22 protein-coding genes are annotated in these 22,180 nt (G+C 73.0%); 10 read left to right on the top strand and 12 right to left on the bottom strand.

Annotated features, from left to right (window positions below; translation table 11 throughout):
• Positions 1–18 precede the first annotated feature (18 nt).
• Both OG519_RS02835 and OG519_RS02830 read right to left on the bottom strand, forming a co-directional pair.
• Complete coding sequence (locus OG519_RS02835; protein WP_405578154.1) at positions 19–504, bottom strand: Rieske (2Fe-2S) protein; 486 nt, start codon at positions 502–504, stop codon at positions 19–21.
• A 78-nt stretch (positions 505–582) separates the two neighbouring features.
• Entirely contained in the window at positions 583–2,820 is a 2,238-nt protein-coding gene (locus OG519_RS02830; RefSeq protein WP_405578151.1) for a prolyl oligopeptidase family serine peptidase, read from the bottom strand.
• A gap of 31 nt (positions 2,821–2,851) precedes the next feature.
• Here OG519_RS02830 and OG519_RS02825 point away from each other — a divergent pair, with 31 nt between their 5' ends.
• The 5 genes from OG519_RS02825 (at position 2,852) to OG519_RS02805 (ending at position 6,545) form a co-directional block, all read left to right on the top strand.
• Entirely contained in the window at positions 2,852–3,670 is an 819-nt protein-coding gene (locus OG519_RS02825) for a HipA family kinase (protein ID WP_405578148.1), read from the top strand.
• Positions 3,667–4,050 carry a DUF3037 domain-containing protein gene (locus tag OG519_RS02820; RefSeq protein WP_405578146.1) on the top strand — a complete coding sequence of 128 codons (384 nt, stop codon included), beginning with the start codon at positions 3,667–3,669 and terminating at the stop codon, positions 4,048–4,050. Before OG519_RS02825 ends, OG519_RS02820 begins: the two co-directional genes overlap by 4 nt.
• A gap of 198 nt (positions 4,051–4,248) precedes the next feature.
• Positions 4,249–5,010: a 3-oxoacyl-ACP reductase FabG gene (gene fabG / locus OG519_RS02815; RefSeq protein WP_405578143.1), complete on the top strand. Its 762-nt coding sequence runs from the start codon at positions 4,249–4,251 to the stop codon at positions 5,008–5,010.
• Positions 5,011–5,033: 23 nt separating this feature from the next.
• Positions 5,034–5,792 (top strand): SDR family oxidoreductase, encoded by a 759-nt coding sequence (locus tag OG519_RS02810; RefSeq protein WP_405578141.1) that lies wholly within the window; start codon positions 5,034–5,036, stop codon positions 5,790–5,792.
• Positions 5,793–5,867: 75 nt separating this feature from the next.
• Complete coding sequence (locus OG519_RS02805) at positions 5,868–6,545, top strand: uracil-DNA glycosylase (protein ID WP_405578138.1); 678 nt, start codon at positions 5,868–5,870, stop codon at positions 6,543–6,545.
• A 133-nt stretch (positions 6,546–6,678) separates the two neighbouring features.
• Here the strand turns inward: OG519_RS02805 and OG519_RS02800 are convergent, their stop codons facing one another.
• Both OG519_RS02800 and OG519_RS02795 read right to left on the bottom strand, forming a co-directional pair.
• Positions 6,679–7,131 carry a VOC family protein gene (locus tag OG519_RS02800; protein ID WP_405578135.1) on the bottom strand — a complete coding sequence of 151 codons (453 nt, stop codon included), beginning with the start codon at positions 7,129–7,131 and terminating at the stop codon, positions 6,679–6,681.
• Positions 7,132–7,272: 141 nt separating this feature from the next.
• Positions 7,273–7,395: a hypothetical protein gene (locus OG519_RS02795; protein WP_405578133.1), complete on the bottom strand. Its 123-nt coding sequence runs from the start codon at positions 7,393–7,395 to the stop codon at positions 7,273–7,275.
• Positions 7,396–8,041: 646 nt separating this feature from the next.
• On the opposite strand from OG519_RS02795, the gene OG519_RS02790 reads away from it, so the two are divergent.
• Positions 8,042–8,932 (top strand): Gfo/Idh/MocA family protein, encoded by an 891-nt coding sequence (locus tag OG519_RS02790; RefSeq protein ID WP_405592422.1) that lies wholly within the window; start codon positions 8,042–8,044, stop codon positions 8,930–8,932.
• A gap of 7 nt (positions 8,933–8,939) precedes the next feature.
• On the opposite strand, the gene lnt is transcribed toward OG519_RS02790, so the two are convergent.
• Together lnt and OG519_RS02780 are read right to left on the bottom strand one after the other, a co-directional pair.
• Entirely contained in the window at positions 8,940–10,484 is a 1,545-nt protein-coding gene (gene lnt / locus OG519_RS02785) for an apolipoprotein N-acyltransferase (RefSeq protein WP_405578130.1), read from the bottom strand.
• Positions 10,485–10,981: 497 nt separating this feature from the next.
• Positions 10,982–11,578, bottom strand: coding sequence for a histidine phosphatase family protein (locus tag OG519_RS02780; protein ID WP_405578127.1), 597 nt, complete (start codon positions 11,576–11,578; stop codon positions 10,982–10,984).
• 331 nt (positions 11,579–11,909) lie between these two features.
• Between OG519_RS02780 and OG519_RS02775 the strand changes: the two genes are divergently transcribed.
• Complete coding sequence (locus OG519_RS02775; protein ID WP_405578124.1) at positions 11,910–13,340, top strand: dihydrolipoyl dehydrogenase family protein; 1,431 nt, start codon at positions 11,910–11,912, stop codon at positions 13,338–13,340.
• A 27-nt stretch (positions 13,341–13,367) separates the two neighbouring features.
• Here OG519_RS02775 and OG519_RS02770 read toward each other — a convergent pair whose 3' ends face one another.
• The 5 genes from OG519_RS02770 to OG519_RS02750 all read right to left on the bottom strand — a co-directional run bounded on the left by OG519_RS02770 (position 13,368) and on the right by OG519_RS02750 (position 18,683).
• Positions 13,368–14,612 (bottom strand): LLM class flavin-dependent oxidoreductase, encoded by a 1,245-nt coding sequence (locus OG519_RS02770; protein WP_405578122.1) that lies wholly within the window; start codon positions 14,610–14,612, stop codon positions 13,368–13,370.
• On the bottom strand, positions 14,609–16,030 hold the full coding sequence (locus OG519_RS02765) for an NtaA/DmoA family FMN-dependent monooxygenase (protein ID WP_405578119.1): 1,422 nt from the start codon (positions 16,028–16,030) through the stop codon (positions 14,609–14,611). Before OG519_RS02765 ends, OG519_RS02770 begins: the two co-directional genes overlap by 4 nt.
• Positions 16,031–16,271: 241 nt before the next feature.
• The gene (locus OG519_RS02760; RefSeq protein ID WP_405578116.1) at positions 16,272–16,448 is read right to left on the bottom strand and encodes a putative leader peptide; all 177 of its coding nucleotides are present in this window, start codon (positions 16,446–16,448) and stop codon (positions 16,272–16,274) included.
• 180 nt (positions 16,449–16,628) lie between these two features.
• Entirely contained in the window at positions 16,629–17,447 is an 819-nt protein-coding gene (locus OG519_RS02755; RefSeq protein ID WP_405578113.1) for a GNAT family N-acetyltransferase, read from the bottom strand.
• Between the two features lie 171 nt (positions 17,448–17,618).
• Positions 17,619–18,683, bottom strand: coding sequence for a Ku protein (locus OG519_RS02750; RefSeq protein WP_405578110.1), 1,065 nt, complete (start codon positions 18,681–18,683; stop codon positions 17,619–17,621).
• 38 nt (positions 18,684–18,721) lie between these two features.
• On the opposite strand from OG519_RS02750, the gene ligD reads away from it, so the two are divergent.
• The gene (gene ligD, locus OG519_RS02745) at positions 18,722–19,609 is read left to right on the top strand and encodes a non-homologous end-joining DNA ligase (protein WP_405578107.1); all 888 of its coding nucleotides are present in this window, start codon (positions 18,722–18,724) and stop codon (positions 19,607–19,609) included.
• A 40-nt stretch (positions 19,610–19,649) separates the two neighbouring features.
• Here ligD and OG519_RS02740 read toward each other — a convergent pair whose 3' ends face one another.
• The gene (locus tag OG519_RS02740) at positions 19,650–20,096 is read right to left on the bottom strand and encodes a DUF779 domain-containing protein (RefSeq protein ID WP_405578104.1); all 447 of its coding nucleotides are present in this window, start codon (positions 20,094–20,096) and stop codon (positions 19,650–19,652) included.
• Between the two features lie 252 nt (positions 20,097–20,348).
• On the opposite strand from OG519_RS02740, the gene OG519_RS02735 reads away from it, so the two are divergent.
• Both OG519_RS02735 and OG519_RS02730 read left to right on the top strand, forming a co-directional pair.
• The gene (locus OG519_RS02735; protein WP_405578102.1) at positions 20,349–20,507 is read left to right on the top strand and encodes a hypothetical protein; all 159 of its coding nucleotides are present in this window, start codon (positions 20,349–20,351) and stop codon (positions 20,505–20,507) included.
• A 158-nt stretch (positions 20,508–20,665) separates the two neighbouring features.
• On the top strand, positions 20,666–22,162 hold the full coding sequence (locus OG519_RS02730; RefSeq protein ID WP_405578099.1) for a dihydrolipoyl dehydrogenase family protein: 1,497 nt from the start codon (positions 20,666–20,668) through the stop codon (positions 22,160–22,162).
• Positions 22,163–22,180 lie beyond the last annotated feature (18 nt).

Below are 22,180 nucleotides of genomic sequence, written 5' to 3'. Positions count from 1 at the left end.
CCGTGCCCCGGGGCGCGTTCAGGCCAGGGTGACCTCGTCGCCGGAGACGGTGACCTGCTTGGCCGGCAGCGCCTGGGTGGCCGGGCCGTTGGCCACGCTGCCGTCCGCCACGTGGAACTTGCTGCCGTGACAGGGGCAGTTGATGGTGCCGTCGGACACGCTGCTGACCGTGCAGCCCATGTGGGTGCAGACCGCGGAGAAGCACTTGAACTGCCCGGCGGCCGGCTGGGTGACGACGACCTTCTGGTCGGCGAAGATCTTGCCGCCGCCGACCGGGATGTCCGAGGTCTTGGCGAGCGGAGTGCCGCCGCCGGCCGAGCCCGAGCCGCCGGAGGACGGCGCCGCCGAGGGCGTCGCGGCGTCCGACGAGGGGGCGGCGCTGTCCGAGCCGGAGTCCGAGTCCGAACCGCAGGCGGCCAGGACGGCGGCCAGGCCGACGCCGCCCGCCGCGGCGACGACACCCCGACGGGTGGGGGAGACGGTGAATCCGGAGGTTTCGGGCATAAGGTGCATCCTGTCCGCTCGTGAAAGCCGGGCGGCGGCAACATCGCCGCCCGGCAGCGTGCTTTCACGCGTGTCCGTCTATACGGGCGGTCGCGGCGGAACGTTCAATGACCTGCGCAGGAAGTTCACCTGGTGGCGCAGCAGCCCCTCCACCACCGCCGCGTCGGTCGGCGCGTGCGTGGTGTTCGACAGCGGGAGCACCTCGTGCGGGCGCTGGGCCGCGAGCAGCGCCGCCGAGAGCCGCAGGGTGTGGGCGGCCACCACGTTGTCGTCGGCCAGCCCGTGCACCAGCAGCAGCGGCCGGCGCAGCGCCGCCGCCTGGCCGATCGGCGAGCAGCGCTCGTACGCCTCGGGCGCGAGGTCCGGGTGGCCGAGGAAACGCTCGCGCCAGTGGGTGTCGTACAGCCGCTGATCGCTCGGCCCGGCCCCCGAGACCGCCGCGTGGAAGACATCGGGGCGGCGCAGCACCGCGGCCACGGCGAGGGCGCCGCCGAAGGACCAGCCGCGGATGGCGACCCGGCCGAGGTCCAGGTCCCGGCAGTGCGCGGCCGCCGCGTGCAGGGCGGTCACCTGGTCCTCGACCGGCGCGCTCAGCGTGTCCCCGTGCACCGTCTTCTCCCACCGGGGGCCGCGCCCGGGGGTGCCGCGGCCGTCGGCGAGCACCACCGCGAAGCCCTCGTCGGCGAACCACTGCGCCTCGGCCATCGCCCAGCCGTGCGCCCGGGTCACCAACTGCGCGGCGGGGCCGCCGTACGGGGCCATCAGCACCGGCAGCGGTTCGCCGCCCGGCTCGTACCAGGAGGGCAGCAGCAGGGCGGTACGGATCTCCAGCGCGCCCGCCCGCAGCCAGGTCACCCGCGGCGGGGTCACCGGGTCCGCGGCGAGCGAGGCGATGGGGAGGGTGGTGGGCGCGGTGATGGGCCCGGAGGTGGGCGCGGACGTGGGCCCGGACGTGGGCGCGGCGCTCGCCGGGGCGCCGGGTGTGGTGCCGGGCGGGGTCCGGTCGGAGAGCAGCGTGAACTCCCGGCGTCCCTCGCGGTGGGAGGCGAGCAGCAGCGCGCCGCCGGCCCGCTGCCCGGTGTGCGCTCCGGCGCCCGAGCTGAGCCGCCGCAGACCGCCGCGCGGATCGTACGACCAGAGGTGCGGCTCGGTCGGCTCGTCGCTCGCCACGAACAGCACCGACTCGCCGTCGACGGACACGACTTCCCGCAGTTGCAGACCCTCGGGGGTGACCGGTTCGCCGCCGACCGTCAGCCGGCGGGTGGTGCCGGGGGAGTCGGGGCCGCCGCTGTCGGCGTCCGAGCCGTCCGTGAGGTGCACCAGCGTGCCCGCCGCTGTCCTGGCGGGCGCGCCCGGGATCAGTTGGACCCAGGCCGGGTCGCGCTGCTCGTGGAGCAGCCGGGTGGCGCCCGACTCCGGGTCCGCGGCCAGCACGCGCAGCGTCCGCTGGTCGCGGCTCTGCACGCTCAGCAGCGGCCCGTGCGGGTCCCAGGCGACGGTGGCCAGATACTCGTAGGCGGCCCGGTCCCAGCGCACTTCGGTCCGGCTCCCGTCCAGGCCGAGGACGTACAGCGACACGTCGGCGTTGGCGGTGCCGGCGGCCGGATAGCGGATCGGGCGCGGCGCCCTGGCCGGGTCGGCGGGGTCGCCGATCCACCAGCGGAGCACCCCGGCGGTGTCCACCCGGGTGGCGAGCAGCCGCTCGCCGTCGGGGGCCCACCAGTGCCCGCGGTGGCGGTGCATCGACTCGGCCGCCACGTGTTCGGCCAGTCCGTAGCCGATCTCGGCGTTTTCCGGCGCGGCCAGGCACAGGTCGGCGCCGTCCAGCGCCACCACGTGCAGCGCGCCGCCGGTGACGTAGGCGACGCGGCGCCCGGTGGGGTCGAGCCGGGGGTCGACGACCGGTCCCGCGGTGGGGACGGGCCGGGCGGGGCGCCCGTCGTGCGCGTCGACCACCCACAGGGCGCCGTCGAGCGCGAAGGCGACGGTCCGTACGGCGGCGTCCGTGCTGTAGGCGACGACCCCGACCGAGCGTTCCCTGGCCCGCTCCCGGCGGACGAGTTCGGCCTCGGGTACGGGGCCGGAGGCGCCTGCGGAGCCGGCTGAGCCGCTGGAGCTGCCCAGATCCGCCGGGTCGGCCAGCAGCCGCTCACCGGCCGCGTCCCGCAGCCACAGGCAACTGGTGCGGTCCTCCGGGCCCCGGGTGCGCAGGAAGAGCGCGCCGCTCCCGTCGGGCAGCAGCGTGAAGGAGCGGGGGAGACCGAGGGTGAAGCGCTGGGTGCGGGCGAGTTGGCGGGGGAAAGTGATCGTGTCCATAACGGCAGTCTCACCCGTCTAACCTGGGGGGATGTTGAGAGAAGTGACGGGCATCCGCTACGTGACACCGCTGCGTGAGGGCGGCTCGGTGCCCGGTGTGGTCGAGGCGGACGACCTCGGAACCTACGTCGTGAAGTTCGCCGGCGCGGCCCAGGGCCGCAAGGCGCTGATCGCCGAGGTGATCGCGGGCGAGCTGGGCCGGCGTCTGGACTTGCGCGTGCCCGAACTGGTGCGCTTCGACTTCGATCCGGTGATCGCGCTCGGTGAGCCCGACGAGGAGATCCAGGACCTGCTCAAGGCGAGCGGCGGGCTCAACCTGGGGATGGACTTCCTGCCCGGCGCGCTGGGGTTCGATCCCCTGGTCTTCGCGATGGACCCCGAAGAGGCGAGCCGTGTCGTCTGGTTCGACGCGTTGATCGGCAACGTCGACCGGTCCTGGCGTAACCCTAACATGCTGGTCTGGCACCGGAAGGTGTGGCTGATCGACCACGGCGCCTCGCTGATCTGGCACCACAACTGGCGCTCGGCGCAGGCCGCTTCGGCCAAGCCCTACGACGCGTCCGATCACGCGCTGACCCGTTTCTCCCCGGAACCGGGCGCGGTGGCGGCCGAGTTGGCGGCGAAGGTGACCGACGAACTGCTCACCGAGGTGACCGGACTGGTGCCGGACGAGTGGCTGGTGGACGAGCCCGGCTTCGACACGCCCGACGACGTACGCCGGGCCTATCGCGAACTGCTGGGCGCCCGCGCGCTGGACGTCCATGAGCGGATCACCACCGGGCAGCGGCAGGAGAAGCAGGCGCCGCCGGAGTGGCTGCGCCCCTGGGTCGAGGGGAAGAACGCCACGTGAGCGAGCGCGATGTGTTCGAGTACGCGCTGGTGCGCGTGGTGCCGCGGATCGAGCGCGGCGAGCTGATCAACGCGGGTGTGCTGGTCTACTGCCGGGCGCAGAGCTATGTGGGCGCGCGGGTGCACCTGGACGAGCAGAAGCTGCGCTGCCTCGATCCGGAGGTGGACGTGGACGGGGTGCGGGCCGCGCTCCGCGGCTATCAGGCCGTCTGCGACGGCGGTCCTGGGGCCGGCCAGGCCGCGCCGGACGACCCCGGCCGCCGCTTCCGCTGGCTCACCGCGCCGCGCAGCACCATCGTGCAGCCGGGGCCGATCCACACCGGGCTCACCGCCGACGCGGACAAGGAGGCGGACCGGCTGCTGGGGCTGCTCGTCCGCTGAGCGTCCACCGGTCGCCGCCCGGCCGCGACCGGTTCGGGGCGGGCGGCGACCGCGGCGGGGTCCGCTCCCCGGCCGGATCACCGGGGGTTGGCGTTGACACTGGGTCACGGCCCTCCTACGGTTTCGGCTACGGACCTACTAAGCGGTCGCTCATACGTAGGACGTGTGTCGGGCGACCCCCGGGCTGAGGAGACAAAGATGTCCACCACCGAGCAGCGCGTCGCGATCGTCACCGGCGCCGCCCGCGGAATCGGCGCCGCCACGGCGGTGCGGCTGGCCGCCGAGGGCCGCGCGGTCGCCGTACTCGACCTCGACGAGGGCGCCTGCAAGGACACCGTGGAGGCCATCACCGCGGTCGGCGGCAAGGCCCTCGCGGTGGGCGCCGACGTCTCCGACGAGGCGCAGGTCGAGGCCGCCGTCGCCAGGGTCGCCGAGGAACTCGGCGCCCCCACCGTGCTGGTGAACAACGCCGGCGTCCTCCGCGACAACCTGCTGTTCAAGATGAGCACGACCGACTGGGACACCGTCCTCGGAGTGCACCTGCGCGGTGCCTTCCTGATGACCCGCGCCACCCAGAAGCACATGGTGGACGCGATGTTCGGCCGGATCGTCAACCTCTCCTCGTCCTCCGCGCTCGGCAACCGGGGCCAGGTCAACTACGCGGCCGCCAAGGCGGGTCTGCAGGGCTTCACCAAGACCCTCGCCATCGAACTCGGCAAGTTCGGCGTCACCGCCAACGCGGTCGCGCCCGGCTTCATCGTCACCGACATGACCGCCGCCACCGCGGCCCGGGTCGGCATGGGCTTCGAGGACTTCCAGGCCGCCGCCGCCACCCAGATCCCGGTCCAGCGGGTCGGCAGGCCCGAGGACGTCGCCAACGCCATCGCGTTCTTCGCCGGCGACGCCGCCGGATTCATCTCGGGCCAGGTCATGTACGTGGCCGGCGGCCCGCTCAACTGACAAGCGCGAAGGCCTATCCCGACATGACTCAGCTCCCCCAGGAAAGCGGCCGCGCGGCTCTCATCACCGGCGCCAGCCGCGGCATCGGCTACGGCATAGCGGAGGCGCTCGTCGCCCGCGGCGACCGTGTCTGCATCACCGGACGCAACGAGGAGGCCCTGAAGGCGGCCGTCGAGAAACTCGGCGCCGACCGGGTGATCGGCGTAGCCGGCAAGGCCCACGACGAGGCCCACCAGGCGATCGCCGTCGAGCGCGCCATGGAGGCGTTCGGCCGGATCGACTACCTCGCCAACAACGCCGGCACCAACCCCGTCTACGGCCTGCTCGCCGACATCGACCTCGGTGTGGTCCGCAAGGTCTACGAGACCAATGTGATCTCCGCGCTCGGCTTCGCCCAGCAGACCTGGAAGGCCTGGCAGAAGGAGAACGGCGGCGCGATCGTCAATATCGCCTCCGTCACCGGGCTCGCCCCGTCCCCCTTCATCGCCGCCTACGGCATGAGCAAGGCCGCGATGGTGAACCTCACCGTGCAGCTCGCCGCCGAGATGGCGCCCTCGGTACGGGTCAACTCCATCGCCCCCGCCGTGGTCAAGACGAAGTTCGCCGCGGCGCTCTACGAAGGGCGCGAGGAGGAGGCCGCCGCGGCCTATCCGATGGGCCGGCTGGGGATACCCGAGGACATCGGCGCCGCCGCCGCGTTCCTGTTGTCCGAGCAGGCGGGCTGGATCACCGGCCAGAACCTGGTCATCGACGGGGGACTCTTCCTGAAGGCGGGGGGCTGAGGGTCCGGGCCGCGTTGTCAGTGGGGCGCGGTACGTTCTGGGGCAGTAACGGATCGCTTACCGGAGGTTCCTGACGTGCCCAGCATGCTGCCCGACTCCTGGGAGACCGCGCTCGGTGAGGAGTTGGACAAGCCCTACTTCAAGCAGCTCACCGACTTCGTCGAGGAGGAGCGGCGGGAGCACCGGGTCTTCCCGCCGCGGGACGAGGTGTTCGCCGCCCTGGCGGCGACCCCGTTCGACCGGGTGAAGGTGCTGATCCTCGGCCAGGATCCTTACCACGGCGAGGGCCAGGGGCATGGCCTGTGCTTCTCGGTGCGGCCCGGGGTGAAGACCCCGCCGAGCCTGCGGAACATCTTCAAGGAGCTGCGGGACGAACTGGGATACCCGATCCCCGACAACGGCTATCTGATGCCGTGGGCCGAGCAGGGCGTGCTGCTGCTCAACGCGGTGCTCACCGTCCGCGAGGGCGAGGCCAACTCGCACAAGGGCAAGGGCTGGGAGAAGTTCACCGACGCGGTGATCAAGGCGGTCTCCGACCGCCCGGACCCGGCGGTGTTCGTCCTGTGGGGGAACTACGCCAAGAAGAAGGTGCCGCTGATCGACACCGCCCGGCACACCGTCATCCAGGGCGCCCACCCCTCGCCGCTCTCGGCGAAGCTCTTCCTCGGCAGCCGCCCCTTCGGCCAGATCGACGAGGCGGTCAAGCACCAGGGCCACGACCCGATCGACTGGCGCATCCCCGACCTCGGCTGACCGCCCCCTGGCACGGAGTGGGGCGTCCGCGCCGCGTCGCGGGCACCCCACCCGGCCACGGTGCTCGCGGGACACCGTCCGGGCGGACGACGCGATGTCCGCGCCGTCCGGAACACGCCTGGCGTCGCGCGGATCAGTTCGCGCAGAACTCGTTGCCCTCCGGGTCCCGCATCAGCCACCAGTGCCCGGCCGGGCCCTCGTCCACCTCGCGGACCCGGGTGGCACCCAGGGCTTCCAGCCGGTCCACCAGCGCGTCGCGGCCACCCGGCTCGCTGTGCAGGTCCAGGTGCAGACGGTTCTTGACCGTCTTTTCCTCCGGCACCTCCTGGAAGAGCAGCCGTCGGCCGCGGCCGACCCCGCTGACCTCGTCGAACGGATCGTCCGGGTGCCGGACCGCGGCATACCCGCGCAGATTCCGCCGCCCCCGGTGCTCGACCACGGCGTCCGCGCCGATCTGCCCGGCGGCCAGCAGCCGACCGACGAGGACACTCGCGTCCTCCACCTCGTACTCCAGCGCGGCGGCCCAGAAGTCCGCGAGCGCGGCCGCGTTCCTGCTGTCGATGACCAGCTTCCAGTGCAGTGCCATGCCGCCGGTTATATACCGTGGGCCGCGGCGGAGCGGCCGGCGGCCGGGTCGGTGGGGTGTCGGGTCGCGGGTGTCGGGGTGTCGGGGTGTCGGGGCGGCGAGGTACTGGGCTGCCGAGGTGCCGGGGCGCCCGGAAACGCGCTATCCGTAGGCCCGGTGGCAGAGGGTGGCCGCGCTGCTGCCCGTCGACCAGCCGCCGAAGGTCCTGCCCAGCTCGCAGACCGAGCCGCCGCCGGGCCGGGGGAAGCGGGGAACCAGGGGCACGGAGCCGTTGGGCACGCGGGGGACCCGGGCCGAGCCGTGCGGGGACTGGGGACGGGCCGGGCCGTGGGAGGCCGGAGGTGGGAGCGCGGCCGGAGGCGGGGGTGAGGGTGCGGCGTGCCGGGTGGGCCGCGGCACGGTGCCGGCCGGCGCCAGCAACCTGTGGGCCGGCCGCGGCAGCACCGTGACGTCTTCGGGGCCGTGACCCGACACGGCGGCGGACGGCCCCGGGACCGACACGGGCGCCATCGGGGGAGCGGACACAGTGGTGCACCCGGCCGCGGCGCAAGCCGTCAGCAGGAGCAAGGTGATTGAGGCACGAGGCACCTGCGCAATCTTGCCGCAGCACCGGCCGCTCCGGAACTCCCCGCACGAGTGAACGCTCGTTCCGCAAACCATCACGGCTCACTCGTACGGGGAGCGTCGGCGCGACCGGCGACCGGCGACCGTGGCCACGGTGCGAGGGCAAGGACCGTGCGGGCCGGGGAGGCCCGTATGCTGCGGTGACACCGTGCGGCGATCCCGGCCCCGGACGGAACGGGACCACGCCGGAGCATCGGGCCGGACCGGGACCTCGGCGGCGCCGGGCGGATCCGAGGCCGCCGGGTCGAGACGACGAGGAGCACTCATGGCACCGGGCAGCGCACCCCTGAAGATCGGCGTCATCGGTCTCGGTGACATCGCGCGGAAGGCGTACCTCCCGGTCCTCACCGCTCAGCCCGGTATCGAACTGCACCTGCACACCCGCACGCCGGCGACGCTGGAACGGATCGGGGACGCCTTCCGGCTGCCGCACCGGCACACCTCGCTGGACGCGCTGCTCGACCAGGGCCTCGACGCCGCCTTCGTGCACGCGCCCACCGAGCACCATGAGGAGATCGGCGCCCGCCTCATCGAGGCCGGCATCCCGGCCTATGTCGACAAGCCGTTCGGCTACGACCTGGCCGCCGCCCGCCGGCTGGTGGAACTCGCCGCCGAGCGCCGGGTCTCCCTGATGGCCGGCTTCAACCGCCGCTACGCGCCCGGCTACGCCCAATGCCTGGACCACCCGCGCGATCTGATCCTGATGCAGAAGAACCGGATCGGCCTCGCCGACGAGCCGCGCGCGGTGGTCTTCGACGACTTCATCCACGTCGTCGACACCCTGCGGTTCCTGGTCCCGGGCCCGGTGGAACCGGTCCGGGTGTCGGCCCGGGTGCGCGGCGGACTGCTCGAACACGTGGTGCTCCAGTTGGGCGGCGACGGTTTCACCGCCATCGGCTCGATGAACCGGATGAGCGGCTCGACCGAGGAGAGTCTGGACGTCAGCGGCGCCGACACCCGCCGCCAGGTGCTCAACCTCGCCGAGATCGTGGACCACAAGGGCCAGCCGAGCGTGCGGCGGCGCGGCGACTGGGTGCCGGTGGCCCGGCAGCGCGGCATCGAGCAGATCACCCTGGCGTTCCTGGACGCGGTGCGGAGCGGCGAACTGCTCGACGCCCGGGACGCGTTGCGCACCCACGAACTGTGCGAGCGGATCGTCCGGGAGATCACCGGCTGAGCCACCCTCACTTCGCCTGCGCCACACTCCCGGGAAGTGCGGGCGCGGGCCGCCGCACCCGGCTGGTGACCTCGTACGCGACCGCGGACAGCACCAGCAGCAGCGCCAGCCGGGGCACCCAGTCGCCGAACCGTACATAGGGGCTGACCCCGCTCGCCAGCGGCACCTGGAAGACCTCCGTGGTGCTGCCGCTGGTGCCGATCCGGTGGCCGACCTGACGGCCGTCCGCGTCGTAGACCGCGCTGATCCCGGTGAGGGTGGCGTGCACCATCGGCCGCCAGTCCTCGGCGGCCCGCAGCGCCGCCAACGAGGCGTGCTGGGCCGGCGCCCAGCTCCGCTGGAAGGTCGAGGTGGACGACTGGGCGATCAGCAACTGGGCTCCGTCGCCCGCCAGATGTCGGCTCATGTCGGGAAACGCGGACTCGAAGCAGACCAGCGGACCGAACCGCACCTTGCCGGTGTCCATCACCACCTGCCGGGTGCCCGGCATCCGGTCCTCGCCGGCCGCCCGGCCGACCGAGGTGGCCCAGCCGAGCACCGAGCGCAGCGGGATGTACTCGCCGAAGGGCACCAGCCGCATCTTGTCGTACGTCGGCCCGGTGGGGCCGTCCGGGCCGATCAGCATCGAGGTCTTGGAGATACCGGTGTGGTCGGCCCGTTCGGCGTCCACATTGATCAGCAGATCGGCGCCGACCTCACGGGAGAGTTCGGCCAGCCGCGCGGCGGTCTTCGGATGGTCGGTCAGGTCGACGCTGACGCTGCTCTCACCCCACACCACCAGGTCGGGGTGGCTGCCCACGAGCGTGCGGGTGAGCGCCACCTCACGGGCGAACCGGCTGTCACCGGTCGGCAGCACACCGGACTGCACCACGGCGATCCGCGCCGAGCCCGACTGCTGGGCGCGCGGCGCCCACAGCCACACGGCGGTGGTCAGCACACCGGTGACGAGCAGCGCGCTGATCGCGGGCCGGCGCAGCGCGGGCACCGTGATCAGCGCCACCAGGCAGGTGTTGACCAGCACCACCAGAAAGCTGACCAGCCACACTCCGCCGATCGAGGCGAGCCGCAGGGCCGGCGGGACCTGCCACTGGCTGGCCCCGAGCAGCCCCCAGGGGCCGCCCAGATACTGCCAGGAGCGCGCCAGCTCCACCATCAGCCAGGCGGACGGCACCAGCACGGTCGCCACCGCGCTCCGGCCGGGCCCGGCGTCGGGACCCAGCAGCCGGCGTACCGCCCAGCCCCAGGGCGCCCACAGCGCGCCGAGCAGCAGCGCGATCGCCACGATGAACACGCTCAGGCTCGGCAGCAGCCAGTGGTGGACGGCCAGCATGAAGCCCGCGCCGCCGAGCCATCCGTCGACCGCGGCCCGCCGCCCGGTGGGCGCCGACCTCACCAGCAGCATCCACGGCACGAGGGAGACGTAGGCGAGCCACCACAGGGACGGCGCGGGGAACGCCAGCGCGGGCACGGCTCCGGCCAGGGCCACCAGGGCGCCCCGCGACCAGGGCGACGACAACCGTGCCGTGCTGTGCCTCTCGGCCGTCACCGTCATAAGCCGCTCCCTCAAGAGTCCCCGCGTGTCTCCCGGGGCGACCAGTTTCCTGGCTCCGGCCTACCCGCCACCGCGCGCGGCACACTCGGCGTGTCGCGTGGCGGTACCGCCACACCCGATCGTGGCGGACAGCAGTCCCCGCAGTCCCCGTGAAGTCCCCGCGCATTCGCCTCGCGTCGGTGGGCGTGAGCGGGCGTCAGGGCCGACATGCGGCGATCCGACGCCGGCTCAGCTCTTGGCCGTCGGCTCGGTCGTGCGGAGCCCGCGTCTCGGCCGCGGACGACCATGGTGGAGACCGCGGCGCAGAGGTACGAGGGCGGGGCCGCGAGGACGGCGACGGCGTGGCCGTCCAGCCAGTCTCAGAGCCTCCCGGCCCCGCTCGCCCGACCTGGACGGCCGACCGGGTGAACGGCCCGCGGCTCCGGCCCGCCGAGTCACGCCGACCCGGGGCCCGCCACCCCGCCGGCCGCGGGATCACGCCCCAGCAGCCCGCGGGCTCAGGGCATCCGGTTCCAGGCGGTCAGCACGTGCCGTCCGTGTTCCTTGCCGAGCCCGCCGATCGTCCCGGTCTCCAGCAGGAAGAGCGCCCCGTCGGTGGCCGGCAGGCCCAGCCGGCGGGCGGTGAGGATCCGCAGGAAATGCGCGTGCGCGATCAGCACCACATCACCCCCGGCGCCGCTGGCGAAAGCCGCGTCCACCCGGGCCAGTGCCCGGTCCGCCCGCTCGCCGACCTGCTGGACGGTCTCACCCGGATGCCCCTCGGGGCCGGGGATCACCCCGTCGGTCCACAGGTTCCAGCCAGGACGGATCCGGTGGATCTCCTCGGTGGTGATCCCCTCGTAGCCGCCGTAGTCCCACTCCTGGAGGTCCGGGTCGATCCGGGTCTGCTTCAGGCCGGCGAGTTCGGCGGTCTGCCGGGCCCGCTGCCGCGGACTGGTGATCACCGAGGTGATGTCGCGGCCGGCCAGCAGCGGGGTCAGCGAACGGGCCTGTTCCTCGCCGTTTCCGGTGAGGGGCAGGTCGGTGTAGCTGGTGTGCTGCCCGGACACGGTCCACGCCGTCTCACCGTGGCGGATCAGGACAAGTTCACCCATCGAGCACACCTCCCGTGACGCCCCGTGGCGTCGCGATCTTGATCACTTGATCATACGTCGCGTTTTCCGGCACACCACCCGGAGCGCGTGGCCGCTGCCTGTCAACTCCCTTACGCGAGGGGAACGGTAAGGCGTGGGAAAGACTTCCCGCCGGGGCGCCTCGTTACGATGGCGCGGGGTGGCCCCGGTTACGGCATCGGCGTGATCTCGGTGCGATCGTGGGCACGTACCGGGCCGCCACGGGGTGCGTCCCGGATCCGTATCCCGGGACCCAGCTTGCCAGAAGCCCCGCCACCCCGCCCGACAGCGACGCAGCAATACAGGAGCCGGTATGAACGAAGCGCCCCGTACCTACGACGTGGTGGTCATCGGAGCGGGCCCGGTCGGCGAGAACGTGGCCGACCGCACCCAGGCCGCCGGGCTCAGTACGGTGATCGTGGAGAGCGAGCTGGTCGGCGGCGAGTGCTCCTACTGGGCGTGCATGCCGAGCAAGACCCTGCTGCGTCCGGTGCTGGCACGGGCCGACGCCCGGGCGCTGCCCGGTCTGAGCGACGCTGTGGCCGGACCTCTGGACGCGCCCCTGGTGCTGGCGCGCCGGGACGAGTTCACCTCCCACTGGAAGGACGACGGGCAGGTCGGCTGGCTGGACTCGGTCAACGTGGAACTGGTGCGGGGCCACGGCCGGCTCGACGGCCCCCGCAAGGTGACGGTGACCACCCCGGACGGCTCCACCGTCACCCTGCTCGCCCGGCACGCCGTCGCCGTCTGCACCGGTACCACGGCGGCGCTCCCGCCGCTGCCGGGCCTTGAGGACGTCCACCCGTGGACCAGCCGGGAGGCCACCAGCGCCAAGGAGGTCCCGGGGCGGCTCGTCGTGGTCGGCGGCGGGGTGGTGGCGACCGAGATGGCCACCGCCTGGCAGGGACTCGGCTCCCAGGTCACCCTCCTGGTGCGCGGCAGCGGCCTGTTGCCGACCATGGAGCCGTTCGCCGGCGAGCTGGTCACCGACGCCCTGCGCGAGGCCGAGGCCGAGGTGCGGTTCGGCGTGTCCGTGGTGTCGGCGATCCGCGAGGGCGACCAGGTGCGCGTCGGCCTGGACGACGGCGGTGAGCTCACCGCGGACGAGATCCTCTTCGCCACCGGCCGCCGGCCGCACACCGACGACCTGGGCCTCGACACCGTGGGCCTGACCCCGGGCGACTGGCTGACGGTCGACGACACCTGCCGGGTGGCCGATGTCGCCGACGGCTGGCTCTACGCCGTCGGGGACGTCAACCACCGCGCCCTGCTGACCCATCAGGGCAAGTACCAGGCCCGGATGTCCGGCGCCGCGATCGCCGCCCGCGCCAAGGGCGAACCGGTCGACGACACGCCGTGGGGCGCGCATGTCGCGACCGCCGACGCGGCCGCCGTCCCGCAGGTCGTCTTCACCGACCCCGAGGTGGCCGCCGTCGGCCTGACCGCGAAGGAGGCCGAGCGCGTGGGCCGCCGCACCAAGGTGGTGGACTACGAGATCGGCAACGTCTCCGGCGCCGCCGTCTACCGGGAGGGGTACCGCGGCACCGCCCGGATGGTCGTGGACCTCGACCGCGGCCACCTGATCGGCGTCACCTTCGCGGGCCCCGGGGTGAGCGAGCTGCTGCACTCGGCGACCGTCGCGGTCGTGGGCGAGGTCCCGATCGAGCGGCTGTGGCACGCGGTGCCCTCCTACCCCACGATCAGCGAGATCTGGCTGCGCCTGCTGGAGACCTACCGGGGCTGACCCGTCCGCATCGCCCCGCCCGGCCGGCTACGACCACCACGCCTCCGCGAGGAGGTCAAGGGAGCGCACCCGGTCCCGGTGGTCGTGCGTGATGGTGGTGACGAGCAGTTCGTCGGCCCCGGTGGCCTGGCGCAGCACTCTGAGTTTTTCCACCACGGTCCGCGGTGAGCCGGCGAACTGGGTGCGTACCCGGTCGTCGACGAGCGCCCGCTCTTCCGGCGTCCAGACATGGGCGGCGGCCTCGTCGGGCGACGGGAAGGGGATCGCCCCGTTCCCGGAGCGGATGCTGTGCACCCACAGGCCGTAGGGCGAGGCCAGGTGCCGGGCGGCCGCGTCGGTCTCGGCCACCACCACGTCGGCGGAGACCAGGACATGGGGCTTGCTGAGCGTCGGTGAGGGAACGAACGCCTTCCGGTACGCCGCCACCGCCTCCAGGATCGCGGCCGGGCTGACGTGGTAGTTCGCGCCGAAGGGCAGCCCCAGGGCGCCGGCCGTCTCGGCGCTCACCCCGCCGCTGCTGCCGAGGATCCAGAGCTGGAGGTCGGCGCCCTCGCCGGGCAGCGCGCGGGCCGCCAGCCCCTCCGGGGTCCGGTGGTCGCCGCGGATCAGCGCCTGGATCTGCGCCACCTGCTCGCGGTAGTCCGGCAGGTCCGCGCCCGGGAACTGCACCAGGCGGACGTACCGGGTCAGCAGCGGTGAACCGGCCAGCGCGCCGAGGTCGAAGGGCGCGGGGATCAGCAGCCCTTCCGGTGTGACGCGCTCGCCGCCCCTGGGGGCCGGCGGGCGGCTCGGGGCGGCGGCCTCCGCACCGGCCGCGGGCCGCTCGGCCGGGGTTTGCCCGCCCGCGGGTTTCTCATCTGCCGGCCCGTCAGCCGCCGGGCCCGCGCAGGTCGGCGGTTTCGGGAGCCGGAAGCCGGACCGGCCGAGGCCCAGGTCGATCCGGCCGGGAAAGAGCGCGTCGAGCAGCCCGAACTCCTCGACCACCGACAGGGCCGTGCGGTGTCCGAGCTGCACCGCGCCCGCGCCCACCCGGATCCGTTCGGTGGCCGCCGCCACGAGCTGGATCACCAGCGCGGGCGAGACCCCCGCCACACCGGTGGCGAGATGGTGCTCGGCCAGCCAGTACCGGCTGTAGCCGGCCGCCTCGGCCCGCTGGGCGAGGTCCACGGTGTTGCGCAGCGCCTGCGCCGGGGTGGAACCGGAGGAGATCGGCGACAGGTCGAGGATCGACAGCGGTACGGCGGCGGAGCCCGAGGGTGCTGGGGCGCTCATATGACGCCGCCTTCCTGGTGCGTTGGGTCCGCGGTCACGGCTTCGGGCCTCGGTGTCCGCCCGACCGGGCCGGCCGGGCGCGGGGTCCGCAGGCCGAGGTGGTCGCGGAGGGTGGTGCCCTCGTACTCACCGCGGAAGACGCCGCGCTCCTGGAGCAGCGGCACCACCGTGTCGGCGAAGGCGTCGAGACCGCCGGGGGTGATGTGCGGCACCAGGATGAACCCGTCGGCCGCCTCGCTCTGCACGAAGGAGTCGATGGTGTCCGCGACGGTCCGCGGTGAACCGACGAAGGTCTGCGGGGCGCCGGTCCTGATCGCCAGGTCCCGGATCGACAGCCCCTCGGCCTCGGCCAGCTCCCGCCACTCCCGTACGGTGGCCGCCGGATCGCGGTACATCCGTACGCTCGCCCGCCCCTGGGCCAGGGTGTGCTCGCCCGGATCGGGGTCGATGTCCGGCAGCGGACCGTCCGGGTCGTACGCCGACAGGTCCCGGTTCCACACCTGTTCGAGCAGCTTGATCGCGGTCTGCCCGCTGACCTGGCCGCGCCGTACCTCGTGGGCGTTCTCCTGGGCCTCTTTGTCGGTGTCGCCGAGGACGAAGGTGGCGGCGGGCAGGATCAGCAGGTCGTCGCGGGCCCGGCCGTACTTCGCCAGCCGGCCCTTGACGTCCCGGTAGAAGGCCTGGCCCGCCTCCCGTTCGGCGTGCCGGCTGAAGATGGCGTCGGCGGCGGACGCGGCGAACTCCCGGCCCTCCTCGGAGTCGCCGGCCTGGAAGATCACCGGGCGGCCCTGCGGCGAGCGCGGCACATTGAACCGGCCGGCGATGTCGAAGTGCTCGTCCTTGTGCCGGAAGGCGCCGGCCGCCGGATCGGCCAGGAAGCGGCCCGACTCCTGGTCCGCGACGATCTCGTCCCCGCGCCAGGAGTCGAAGAGTTCGCCCGCCGTCTCCAGGAACCGCTGGGCCCGCGTGTAGCGGTCCTCACTGGCCAGGAAGCCGCCGCGGCGGAAGTTCTCGCCGGTGAAGGCGTCCCAGGAGGTGACGACGTTCCAGGCGGCCCGGCCGCCGGACAGGTGGTCGAGGGAGGCGAACTGCCGGGCCACCTCGTAGGGCTCGTTGAAGGTGGAGTTGATGGTGCCCGCCAGCCCGATCCGTTCGGTGACCGCGGCGAGCGCGGCGAGCACGGTGAAGGTGTCCGGCCGGCCCACCACGTCCAAGTCGTAGATTTGACCGCCCTGTTCACGCAGCCGCAGGCCCTCGGCGAGGAAGAGGAAGTCGAACTTCGCGCGTTCCGCGGTGCGGGCGAAGTGGGCGAACGAGCTGAACTCGATATGGCTGCCCGCGGCCGGGTCGCTCCAGACGGTGGTGTTGTTGACGCCGGGGAAGTGGGCGGCGAGATGGATCTGCTTGGGCGTGCTCATGGCGGTGAACGGTCCCTCCGGCTCAGGCACGGGTGGTGGCACGGCGGTTGGCGGGCCTCGGCGGCCCGAGCGGCCCGAGGGGGCCGCTCGGCGTCGGCCGGGCGGACGCGACCGGGCCAGGACCCTGTACGTGCCGGGCGCCGCCCCCGTGGGGTCGCTCGTGGACCGAGAGCCCGCGGGCGGGGAGACGTACGTCGCGGAGGGCGGCGGAAAGGGCCGATCGCGTCGAGGAGTTGACGGATCAGCGGCGACAGAGCGCGCCGGCCACCCGCAGCAGATCGATGTGCTGACGTCCGTAGAGCCGGATCACCGGCCCGCCGGGCAGCAGGACGCGCACGGCGGCGGGCGGAAAGGCGTCGGACCCGGCGGCCAGGGCGTGGCGGGGGGTGCGGACGGTCCGATGGGGCTGGGTCCGCAACTGCCGTCACCTCCTGCCAGGACCGGGGTCCATTGACGCTAACCCCCTCGCGCTCCCGCGCGCAATCCCCTCCGGTCCCGCGCCGTCCCCGCGACCTCCCCGCTCAGGTCCCGTGCCGACCCCGCTCAGGTCCCGCTCAGGTCCCGCTCACATCTCGCCGGGGAAGGGCGGCAGCACACCTCAGCGGCCGGTCAGCGCGTGCTCCGGGACCCGCAGGAAGTGGAAGACGACGGTGCGGCGGAGCGAGAAGCCCAGCGACTCGTAGAGCCGGATGGCACCGGTGTTGACCGCCGCCGCGTGCAGGAAGGGTGTCTCGCCGCGCTCCTGGATGCCCGCCGCGGTGTGGCGGATCAGCCGGCTCGCCAGACCCTGGCCGCGGTACCGCTCATCGGTGCAGACCGCGCTGATCTCGGTCCCGCCGGGCACCCGCAGCCGCTCGCCGGCCATCGCGGCCAGCACGCCCTCCCGGCGGATGCCGTAGTACGCGCCCAGTTCGATGGTGCGCGGCATGAAGGGCCCCGGCTTGGTCCGGCCCACCAGGTCGAGCATCTCGGGCACGTCGGAGGCGCCGAGCCGTACCGCTTCCTCGTCGGCCTCGCCGCGCAGCGAGTCCGCCACCAACTGCACACCCGTCCCTGACTGCCCGATGTCCCAGCCCTCCGGCAGCTTGGGCACCGATGCCAGCGCGAAGGCGTTCCCCGGACCGATCAGGGTGGCCAGGTCGGTCCACTGGCGCGGGTCGTCGCAGTCCGCGAGCGCGGCGAAGGGCGACACGGCCTCGGGGTAGCGGGCGGCGGAACCCTCGGTCTCGGCGAGATGCCGGTGCGGTCCGCTCAAAGCGGTCCAGACGGGATTGTCCAGGAGGGACGCGAAGGGCGGGGCCGACGCATCGGCTACGGCCGGTGTGGCGGACGCGGTGGCATCGGACCCGGACCCGGACTCGGAGCCGGAGCCGTCCGGCGGCACCTGCTCGTGCGACGGCTGAAGACTGGTTGACATCGGTGCCGTTCTCTCCGTTCCGGTGGGGTGCGGCGGAGGCCGCCGGTCACGTATCCCCAACCCGGTCCCCGCACGGAGCATTCCATCCTGCCCGGTATGAATCATTCCACCCCGTTTCACCCGGTGGGCAGCGGGGGTGGCCCGGGGTCCGGTGACCGGCTCCCGTTGGCCTTATCCCGTACGGCGGCGGGGCGCGGCCTTCTTGGCCGGCGCCTTTTTGGCGGCGCTCTTCTTGGCCGCCGTCTTCTTCGAGGCCGCCGCCTTGGAGCCGCTCGTCTTGGCACCCTCCGAGGCGCCGCCGCCCCTCTTCTTCGCGGGTGCCTTCTTGGCCGGGGCCTTCTTCCGTCCGGAGGACTTCAGCTCGTGCACGGTCGCGTCCGCGGACTCCTCTTCCTCTGCGTCTCCGCCGTACGCTTCGTCTCCCTCGCCGCCATCGCCCCCTTCGCCCCTTCCCCTGCCGCCACCGCGCTCACCCCCGCGCGCCTGGTCCACCGACGCCTGGAGCGCCGCCATCAGGTCGACGACCTGGCCGCCGCCCTCGCGCCGCGCGGTGGGCGGTTCCGCGCCCTCCAGCTTCGCGGCGACCAGCGCCTCCACCGCCTGCGCGTACTCGTCGTGGTACTCCTCCAGATCCGCCTCGCCCAGCGCCTCGATCAAGGTGTCGGCCAGCCGCAGCTCGGAGTCGGTGATCTTCACATTGCCCCGGGGCGCGGCCTCGGCGGGGGAGTTCAGCTCGTCCGGCCAGCGCAGCGTCTGGAGCAGCAGGACGTCGTCCCGGGCGAGGACCAGCGCGAGATGCTCGGAGTTGCGCATGGCGAACTTGCCGACGGCCGCCTTCCCGGTCCGCGCCAGCGCGTCGCGCATCAGCACGTACGGCTTGTTGGCGGCGGGCGAGGCCGGTGCGAGGAAGTAGGGCGCGTCGAACTGCATGGTGTCGACCGAACTCAGTTCGAGGAAGCCGCTGACCTCGATGGTCTTCGCGGTGGGCAGCGGCAGTGACTGGAGTTCGGCGTCGGTGACCTCGACCAGTTGGTCGGGGGTCTCGAAGGCGCGGCCGATGTCGGAGGTCGAGAGCACCTGGCCGTCCAGTTCACATGTCTTCTGATAGCGGACCCGGCCGCTGTCGGTGAGATGGATCTGCCGGAAACCGATCTTGTGGCTCGACACCGCTGACCCGAGTTTCACCGGGATGGACACCAGGCCGAAGGCCAGGTTCCCCGACCAGACGCTGCGCATAGCCTGTCCTTTTTGTCGGCATATGGAATCTTTATCGTATGCCGATCACCGAGGTCGAGGGCCGCCGTCTCACGCTCAGCAACCTCGACCGGGTGCTCTGGCCGCGGACCGGCACCACCAAGGGTGAGCTGCTGCACTACTACGCGACCGTCGCCGACGTCCTGCTGCCGTATGTCCGGGGCCGGGCGGCCAGCTTCGTGCGTACCCCAGACGGCGTCGAGGGCCAGCGCTTCTTCCAGAAACGGCCGCCGGCCGGTACGCCCGACTGGGTGACCGTGGCCGAGGAGCTCCGGCACAGCGGTGAGCCGATGGAACAGGTGCAGGTCAACGACCTGGCCACGCTCATCTGGGCCGGCAACCTCGCCTGTGTCGAGATCCATGTCCACCAGTGGCCCGCCGGGGCCCCGGAGCGCGCCGACCGGCTGGTGCTCGACCTCGACCCGGGCGAGGGCCGTACCGTGGTCGACTGCTGCGAGGTCGCCCTCCGGCTGCGGGAGCGGCTGGCCGAGGACGGCATCGAGGTCTGGGCCAAGACCAGCGGCGCCAAGGGCCTGCATCTGCTTGCCGCGGTCCGCCGGGCGACCCCGAAGTCCACCAGCGCCTACGCCAAGCGGGTGGCCCAGGAACTCCAGGCGCGCCACCCCGGCCAGGTCGTGTCGACCATGGCCAAGGCCCACCGGGCGGGCCGCGTCTTCATCGACTGGTCGCAGAACGCGCAGCGCAAGACGACCGCCGCGCCCTACACCGTACGGGCCCAGTCGGCGCCCGGGGTGTCGGCGCCGATCTCCTGGGACGAGGTGGCCGCCGCCCGGGACCCGGCGGAGCTGGCGTTCACCATCCGGGACGTGCCGACGCGCATCGCCGAGCGGGGCGATCTGCTGGCCGGCCTGCTCGACCCCGACCGGGCCGCGACCCTGCCGGGCTGAGGCGCACCGGTCCGGGGCCGCGCGCACGCCGCCGCTCGGGTCAGCGCGTCTCCTGGTGGTCCGCACCGGTCGGCGGGGCCGGCTCCGCTTCGAGAAGGATCAGCTCCTCATCGGTGAGCAGCCGCGACCTGAGCAGGAAGCGCACCCCTTCCGGGGCCTCCAGCGAGAATCCGCTGCCCCGCCCCTTCACCACGTCCACCGTCAGATGGGTGTGCCGCCAGTGCACGTACTGGTTGGCACTCATCCAGAAGGGGGTGTCGCCGGCGACCCGGCCGAGCAGCACATCCGCGCCGCCCACCCGGAACTCGCCGCGCGGATAGCACATTGGTGAGCTGCCGTCGCAGCAGCCGCCGGACTGGTGGAACATCAGTGGGCCGTTGCGCTCGGCGAGTTGCCGGAGCAGCGCCTCGGCGGCCGGGGTCAGCTCCACCCGCCGCAGCGGGCGAACCGCGCTCTCCTGCCCGGCCTGGCTGTCATGTCGGTACACGTGCGGCTCCCTCGTCGCGACCGCCGGAGTCCCCCGTTCAGTGCAGCACGCCCGGACCCCGCTCCGCCACGCTCCGGACGGCAAAGAAGCGGCGGTGCGGGCACGGCGGCGGGGCCGGGGCCGGGGACTCCGGCGTCGCGGGCGCCGGTTCAAGGACTCGTCACCTCGGCGGAAGGGAGCGTATCCTGCCAAATATGGGCATTATGGTCTGTATGGACATATAACGACGTCGCTTTCGGGTTGGAGACCGCTATGACAGAACCCGCTGAGACATGGGCCAAGCAGCTACAGGACCTCACCGGAGACTCCGACGAGAAGAGCGCCGCCGAGTTCGTGCGCGACCTGTACGAGTGCGCCCAGAACGATCTCGACGACCAGCGAGCCCAGGCGGAGTACGAGCGCGAGGAGTAGGCGCGCGCCGCTGCCGAGCGAGGGGCACCGCGGACCCACCCGATCCTTGACGGGATCAGGCGGGCCCGCGCTGGTATGGGCGGCTCCTGGGTCTGTTCCCGTGGTCTTTCGATGTTTGAGTGGTCTTCCGACGCAATCCGACGACGAGGACGTGGCTGATGGCAGCGACAGTGGACCCGGACCGCTCCACCTGGGACGTCATCGTCCTGGGCGCCGCCGCGGCGGGTGAGAACGCGGCGCAGTACTCGACGCAGTTCTCCGGCCTGGACGCCGTGATGGTCGAGGCCGAACTGGTCGGCGGCGAGTGCTCCTACTGGGCCTGCATGCCCAGCAAGTCGCTGCTGCGCCCGGCCGAGGTGATGGACACCGCTCGCCACCTGCCGGGGATGTCCTCCCTGGTCAGCGGCAAGGAGCTGGACGTGTCCGCGGTGCTGGCCCGGCGCGACGTGGTGATCAACAACCTGGACGACACCTCCCAGGTCCGCTGGGCGCTCGACACCGGCATCGATGTCGTCCGGGGGTACGGCCGGCTCGACGGCGAACGCACGGTGCGGGTGGAGATGGCGGCCGGCGGCACCCGTACGCTCACCGCGCGGCACGCGGTGGTGGTCGACACCGGCTCCCGCCCGGCGGTACCGCCGATCCCGGGGATGAGCGAGGCCCTGCCGTGGGTCTCCAGAGACGTCACCCATCTTCAGGAGGTACCGCGCCGGGTCATCATCCTGGGCGGAGGCGTGGTCGCCGCCGAGTCGATGACCTGGCTGAAGGCACTGGGCGTGGCGGAACTGACCGTCGTCAACCGCGACGCGCACCTGCTGCCGCGGGCCGAGCCCTTCGTCGGGCCGATGATCGAGGAGCGGCTGCGCGACGCCGGAGTGCGGCTCCTCCCCGGCCGGTCGATCACCGCCGTACGGCGTGAGGCCCCGCGCGACACCGGCTTCGGCCGCCCGCACGGCGGCGAGGTCACCGTCCGACTGGACGACGGCACCGAACTCACCGCGGACGAGCTGGTCGTCGCCACCGGCCGCACCCCGAACACCGAGGACATCGGGCTGCCGACGGTGGGCCTGCCCGCCGGCGGTTTTCTGGACGTCGACGACGAGCAGGCCGTACGCGCGGTGAGCGGCCACTGGCTCTACGCGGTCGGGGACGTCTGCGGCCGCGCGCTCCTGACCCACATGGGCAAGTACCAGGCGCGGGTGGCCGGCGAGGTGATCGCCGCGCGGGCCACCGGCCGGCCACCGGTCGGCGTCCAGTCCGGCGCGCTGAGCTCCGCCGACGGGCACCGCGGCAACCCCCAGGTGACCTTCACCGACCCCGAGGTCGGCTCCGTCGGCATGACCGAGCAGCAGGCCAGGGCAGCCGGGATCGACGTCGAGACGGTCGAGTACGACATGGCGGGACTCGCCGGCACGTATGTCCTGCGCGAGGACTACGTGGGCCGGGCGAAGCTGGTGGTCGACCGGGTCAGCGACACGGTGGTCGGGGCGACCTTCGTCGGCCTCGGCATCGCCGAACTCGTCCACTCGGCGACCACCGCCGTGGTGGCCCGGATCCCGCTCTCCGTGCTGTGGCACGTGGTGCCCAGCTACCCCACGGCCAGTGAGGTGTGGCTGCGCCTGCTGGAGGGGCTGCGGGCCCAGCGGCGCGGCTGAGCCGGCGGCGCGGCCGCG

It is taken from the genome of Streptomyces sp. NBC_01190, from assembly GCF_045039895.1.
Taxonomy (GTDB): domain Bacteria; phylum Actinomycetota; class Actinomycetes; order Streptomycetales; family Streptomycetaceae; genus Actinacidiphila.
Note: the sequence above shows the minus strand (reverse complement) of the source record. Positions and strands in the feature narration are given on the sequence as shown.